Origin of the sequence: Zhongshania sp. (genome assembly GCF_041584495.1) — a bacterium.
In the GTDB taxonomy this organism is placed as follows: domain Bacteria; phylum Pseudomonadota; class Gammaproteobacteria; order Pseudomonadales; family Spongiibacteraceae; genus Spongiibacter.
Genome location: NZ_JBFHDY010000183.1, coordinates 1 through 4,365 on the forward strand (window position 1 = coordinate 1; position 4,365 = coordinate 4,365).

Annotated in this window: 4 protein-coding genes; all 4 read right to left on the minus strand. The window is 55.1% G+C overall.

The window, feature by feature from the left end; all coding sequences use genetic code 11:
• Positions 1-179 precede the first annotated feature (179 nt).
• Positions 180-2,045: a metallophosphoesterase gene (locus tag ABYP33_RS17535; RefSeq protein ID WP_373092478.1), complete on the minus strand. Its 1,866-nt coding sequence runs from the start codon at positions 2,043-2,045 to the stop codon at positions 180-182.
• A 101-nt stretch (positions 2,046-2,146) separates the two neighbouring features.
• The gene (gene dinB, locus ABYP33_RS17540; protein ID WP_373092480.1) at positions 2,147-3,205 is read right to left on the minus strand and encodes a DNA polymerase IV; all 1,059 of its coding nucleotides are present in this window, start codon (positions 3,203-3,205) and stop codon (positions 2,147-2,149) included.
• 148 nt (positions 3,206-3,353) lie between these two features.
• Positions 3,354-4,073: a hypothetical protein gene (locus tag ABYP33_RS17545; RefSeq protein WP_373092481.1), complete on the minus strand. Its 720-nt coding sequence runs from the start codon at positions 4,071-4,073 to the stop codon at positions 3,354-3,356.
• An 82-nt stretch (positions 4,074-4,155) separates the two neighbouring features.
• Positions 4,156-4,365: recombination-associated protein RdgC (gene rdgC / locus ABYP33_RS17550; protein WP_373092483.1), on the minus strand; the 210-nt coding region annotated here is incomplete at its 5' end.

Sequence of the window (4,365 nt, forward strand, 5' to 3'; positions counted from 1 at the left end):
AGGGTGCGGGAATAGGTAAAGCCGAGTTCAAACTCGGCCTCCAGCAAGGCTTCGGGTGCAGAGGGTTGACCAGCTGACATTGCGAGGCTCCAGTGTTTTAACTGATTATGCCCCCGACCCTAACAGGGTATATGACCGTTTTGTAACGGCCGTTTTTGCCAGTATTACCCCGCCCTGTCTCAATGCTTGCGGAAAAAAGTACCGCTGCCGACCACCCCCCGATCCCAGGGCTCCTGCCAGCTGACGATCAGTGGCAGCGTGTGTTGCGGTTCATCATCGTGGTCGGCGACACTGACATTCAATCGGATGCTCTGCCAATCGCCGCCCTGCTTTTGCGCGAGATAGGACAGCGGCGCAGAAACCTCAAGGCTGTAGCCGTAATCGTGCTCTTTCAATTTAGCCGTAAAAACCTTGGGCGTTAAACTGGCCAAAGGCTGGGTTCCGCCCTTCCGATCGGGAGACAGGATCAAGGCAGACCAGTCACCCGACTTGAGTGTTTTGGTCGTACCAGTATTGTGCGCACTGGCACTGATCGGGCGGGCATCCAGCACCACCGAGACTACATCCTGACCTCCGCCAAGTGAATGAAATTGGTCAGTTACCCAATCGTCAGTGACATCGACAGCCACATAAAAAAACTCATCATCGTAGCGCACATCAAAGCGATAACTCAGATCATCCACCGCAACGGTTTCCGGTTCACCTTCCCGATCATAGCGGCCGCGCTGTCCCTGAGCCGGCCCCTTGAACCTGAGCGCAGGCCACTCACTGATATCGCCATCCACAGTGATCGCCTTGCGCTTGCGCGGAACGCTGTAGGTCATTACTGGCTCGCTTTTGAAGTTCACGGTCCAATCGGCTCGCTCGATGTTGTCCAGCGCGACATCACCACGGGCACGCAACTGCAAGGGACGAACCTCACCCTTTACGACTTTTTTAACCGGCACTTTGAAGATCCTGGATTCCCCCGGAGCCAGCTTGCCTTCTGGCATCCACTCCTCCAATAGAAACCCCGGATTTGCAATCGCTTCAAAACGGTAATCCATCGGCTTCGAAAAGGGATTGCTGGCACGCAGCACCAACTCTCCACGCTGCTTGCCCGTGCTTTGCGAAAACCACGGATCCATCGAGAAGAGTGGCGCCTTGCCAAACACCTCGGTAAATTCCGGCGAAGTGACGTGCTTGCCGACAATGCCATCCAGCTCAATATGGGCAAGCACCGGACCGTCCTCTTTCATGGTCACCCAGGTAACATGGTCAAATTCGCCATAGGCCTTGCCCCGCAACTGGCTGACACCACCGGTGGAGCTCAGGGTAATCAGTTCGCGTCCTTTGTCGTTGGTCGCGTATTCGTAGCTGTGCATGTGCCCGGCAAAAGCAGTGTAGGGGCGCGAGCCAAGCATATCGGCAAGCCGGTTCCAGTCGTCGGTGTCTCCCATACGCCACACCGGCTGGTGCAGAAAAATCAGCGTCCAAGCCACCTGCCGGTTTTTCTTCAAGACCTTTTCCATGTAAGCGAGCTGCGTCTCGCTGATACCCGGACGCCCGGGGCCATTCAAATCAGCCTCGGTATTCAGCACCAGAAACAAGGTATTTTTATAAACAAAGTGGTAGTAATCGGCGCCGTAGCGCTCACGCCAGATATTGGCCATCACATCGTTGGTGTAATCGTGATTGCCCGGCGTGTAGACATAAGGCATGGTCAATTCATCAATCATGCCATTAAAATCATCCCACTCAGCCTCCACGGTGGCGCGATCTTCGGTGTAACCTTCAATCATGTCGCCAACGGAGACCACAAACTCCGGCTGCAGCAGGTTCAGTTTGCGCAGTGCACGGTGAAAAACCGGGGTGCGAGCCCCGCCCGTGCGATCAGACATAATCGCAAACTGGAACTGCGTTTCGCTGTCGTTGACCGGGAGGTTGGTGATGGGCAATGCCTCATAGCCCCGCCGGTCGAGGGTGAAATCTCCGGCAAAGGACACCTTGCCGCCAGCCTCTATCTGCTTCACCGGCTGTGCCTGCAATGCACCAGTCACCAGCATCAATATCACGCCTGCCCACCAAGACCTTCTCACCCTTGTCTCCTCCTTATTCGTCCGCTCATACATTGTCGCCACCGAAGATGACAAACAGACAACACTGCTCAGTCGAATAAACGCAACTGTTGATCACTGCTCATTCGGTCGGTGTGGAAGCGCAAGCCAACGCCAAGTAGGCGCACCGGTTTCTTAAACCGGCCCCAAGCCTCATCCATCATGTCGGCGAACTCGTTGTGCTCCAACCCACCCGTGAGCTGCCGGTCGACCGTTGTCGTTTCAAAATCCTTGCTTTTCAGTTTGACGAAATGCCCGGTAATAGCACCGCGCCGACTCAGCTTGGCCAGCCGCTCTTCCAGCATCGCCATCAGTTTCGGCAATTGATTCTGACAGGCGCGGCGGTTGATCAGATCATCGGCGTAGGTGCGCTCAACGCTCAGTGATTTTCGCTCGCGATTATTGGCGACCGGCCGCTTGTCTTCACCACGGGCATAGCGGTAGAGGGTTTCCCCCATGGAGCCAAAGGCCTGGGCCAGCTCCAGTTTTGACCAGATAAGAATGTCACCACAGCGCTCTATGCCCTTTTCCAGCAACTTTTTCTGCATGGCAGGCCCGACACCGTGAATGCGTCGCACCGGCAGAGTCGAGACAAAGGACTCCACCTGATCCGGCGTGATCGTGGTCAGCCCATCGGGCTTATCCCAGTCGCTGGCAACTTTTGCGAGAAACTTGTTTGGCGCAACACCGGCGGAAATCGTGATGCCGACTTCCTGGCTGACGGACTCACGAATGGCCCGCGCAATCAGGGTGGCGCTGCCCTGAAAGTGCTGCGAATCACTGACATCGAGATAGGCCTCATCCAGCGATAGCGGTTCTACAAGGTCTGTATAACGGTGAAAAATCTCCCGCACCTGATAAGCCGCCGCGCGATATTTTTCGAAATTGGGGGGAATCACCACAAGCGACGGGCACAGGCGCATGGCGTGTGCTGAGGGCATGGCGGAGCGCACGCCATAAGAGCGGGCTTCGTAATTGCAGGTGGCAATAACGCCACGTCGATCGCTGGCACCGCCAACCGCCAGCGGAATCCCGCGCAGCGCGGGATCGTCACGCATCTCAACCGAGGCGTAGAAACAATCGCAATCACAGTGGATGATTTTGCGCACAGCGCTCTCTATCACAGATTCCAGAGAGGCAATTCCACCACGCTAGCCAGTTGCCTTACAACTAATGCGGGATGCCCATCAAAAGGCCGCCCATAAAAAAGGCGGCCTCAGCCGCCTCTATAGTTTACCTAACGCCACTTAGCTGCCGCTACTGGGACTGACCACCACCTTTGGCGCGATCGAGAATCGCGTCAGTACCCATGTGGATCAGGGCCTCTGATGCGCTTCCCTTCTCAGCGCCAGCCTTGCGCGCTGCGGTGTCCTTGGCCATATCGCGCAGGGTCTGTTCCGGGTCTTGCGACTCGGCCACATCATGTTCAGGGTCCCTTTTTTCGGGGCTGCTATGGTCATGACCCGCTTCGTGGTCGTGGTCATGTTCCCGATCATCGTCATCCCGGTCGTCGTCATCCCGGTCATCGTCATCCCGGTCATCGTCATCCCGGTCATCGTCATCCCGGTCGCGATATTTGGCGGGCTTGCCTTCGTCCCAGCCATGCTTTTTGCCTTTTTCTGCAGCCCAGTCACGGCCGTGCATGCCCTTGGGTTTTTTGGCCTTATCCTTGTGCTTCCCCTTGCCTTCTTTGCTGTGCTTTTCGTACTTATGTTTTTCTTTTTTATGCTTTTTTTCTATTTCTTCGCGGTCGTCATCACGGTCATCTTCATAGCGCTCTTTGTATTTTTCGCGCATTTCTTCGGCTTTTTCACGACGCTCTTCCTCGTCTTCTTCATAACGCTCCTGATACTTCTCCCGCCGCTCTTCAGCTTTCTCACGCCGATCGTCATCGTCGTCATCTGCGACCACAAAACCCGTAAGCAGTGCGCTGGCGAGTACAAACAAAACATATTGTTTAACCATTTGTTTAACCATGGGATTCTCTTCTGTTGCGGAATACAGGCCTATAGTTAATAGTTCAATTACGGCCAATTCGCCAGTTTACAGCGCCGCTTTTTCAAGCAGCTTCCAGCGCACTGGTATCCTCGCCGCCAAAAGCCTCCAGTAGTGCCGGAATAAAGTTAGCCAGCTCTGCGTTCATAATCGAAAAATTCACATCGAACTGCTCAGCAGCGGTATCAGTGTGAACTTCGTCGGCCCGTTCCATAATCAGATCACTGAAGCGCAGGCGTTTGACGGTGAGCTGATCATCGACCAGAAACTCGAC